Source organism: Aquabacterium sp. UBA2148, from assembly GCF_002328915.1.
Taxonomy (GTDB): domain Bacteria; phylum Pseudomonadota; class Gammaproteobacteria; order Burkholderiales; family Burkholderiaceae_C; genus Aquabacterium; species Aquabacterium parvum.
In genome coordinates this window covers 4,629-6,491 of the sequence record NZ_DCXA01000275.1, presented here as the reverse complement: position 1 = coordinate 6,491, position 1,863 = coordinate 4,629, and the positions used below count along the sequence as shown (strand labels likewise).

1 protein-coding gene is annotated in these 1,863 nt (G+C 65.3%); it reads right to left on the bottom strand.

All coding sequences use genetic code 11. The annotated features are described in order from the left end of the window. A partial coding sequence (locus B2W70_RS15460; RefSeq protein ID WP_286747021.1) for a phosphoenolpyruvate carboxylase occupies positions 1-1,863 on the bottom strand: 1,863 nt, incomplete at both ends.

Below are 1,863 nucleotides of genomic sequence, written 5' to 3'. Positions count from 1 at the left end.
GAGCCGATGTTGAGCTCGGCGATCTCGCGGATGGGCGTGGCCGAGAAGAAGTAATCGGTGAATCCGTCGGTCTCGTAGACCAGCTTGCGATAGGCGGCCATGCTGACTTCTGACAGGGATTGCGCTGCCTGCAGAAAGGTGCTCGGCACGGGGCGAGGGGGTTTGAGCAGGCTGGCCTCCAGCATGGCCGCAACCAGGGTTTCGAGGTTGCGCCGCCCGATGTCGGGGTTGGCGTACTTGGAGGCGATGACCTCGCCTTGTTCGGTCAGCCGGATCTGTCCGTTCACCGTGCCCGGGGGCTGGGCAAGGATGGCCTGGTGTGATGGGCCGCCTCCACGCCCCACGGTGCCGCCTCGCCCGTGGAACAGGCGCAGCCGGATGCCATGGTGGTTTTGCAGCTGGTCAAACAGGGAAACCAGCCTGATCTCAGCCTGGTAGAGCTCCCAGTTGCTGGTGAAATAGCCACCATCCTTGTTGCTGTCGCTGTAGCCCAGCATGATGTCCTGCTCGCCCCCCGAGCGCTGGACGAGCTCAGCGATGCCAGGTACCGCGTAAAAGCCGCGCATGATGCCCTCTGCGTGACGCAGGTCGGCGATGGTTTCGAACAAGGGCACCACGATGAGCTCGACCTTGGCGTCATGGCTGTGCAAGGTCCCATGCATCAGGCCGCATTCCTTTTGCAGGAGCAGAACCTCCAGCAGGTCGCTGACGGTTTCGGTGTGCGAAATGATGCAGTGGCGCAAGGCTTGTGGGCCATAGCGGCGGCGGGCTTGGGCAGCGGTCTCGAAGATGGCCAGCTCACCTTGAGCCAGGTCGGAGTAGACCGTCTGGTGAACACGCAGCGGGCGAGCCTCATTGAGCAGGCGCCGCAGCAGGGCCTGTTTGGCATCTTCGTCCAGGCCCGGGTAATCTGGCTCGACCTCGGCCTTGGCCAGCAGCTCGGCGATCACGAGCTCATGCTGGTCCGAGCTCTGGCGCAGATCGAGCGTGGCCAGGTGAAAGCCGAAAACCTGCACGGCGCGCACCAGGGGGCGAACGCGAAGGTCCGCGATGGCCGATGCGTGGTGGGCGCGCAGCGAGGCGTCCACGGTTTGCAAGTCGTCCAGGAAGTCTTCGGCTTGCAGGTAAGGGGCTTCGGGCGCCACGGCGTGGCGCAAGGCCTCGGTGCCCGTCAGCTCTTGCAGCGTGGCGGCCAAGCGGGCGTAGACGCCAGTGAGGGCGCGGCGATAGGGCTCGTCGCTGCGGTGCGGGTTGTGGTCGGGCGAGCGATCGGCCAAGGCGCGCATCTCTGGTGTGACCTGGATCAGGTGCCCTGACATCGACAGCTCTGCGCCCAGTTCGTGGATCTCGCGCAGGTAGTGGCGCAGGGCCACTTCGCTTTGACGGGACAGGGCCAGGCGCATGGTCTCTGCCGTGACGTTGGGGTTGCCGTCGCGGTCACCGCCGATCCAGTGACCCATGCGCAGGAAGGGGGCGATGTTTCGGTCGGGCAGGGCGGCTTCGATTTGCTCGTACAGGCGCGGGATCTCCCGCAGGAAGGTCAGCGGGTAGTAGCTCAGCGCATTTTCAATCTCATCGGCAACCGTGAGCTTGGTGTAGCGCAGCATGCGCGTTTGCCAAAGCTGCGTGACACGGGCGCGCAATGCTTGTTCGACTTCGCGAGCCCCGTCCGCCGAGGCATGGTCCAGCCTCGTGAGCAGTTCCGCCACCGATCGCTCGGCATCCAGGATCGACTTGCGTTGCACCTCCGTTGGGTGCGCCGTCAGCACCGGTGACAGGTAAGCGCCTCGCAGCAACTTGGCCACGTCGTCGGCCCGAACTCCTGAGGGGTCCAGCCGCGCCAGCGCGGCGGGGATGGAGCCC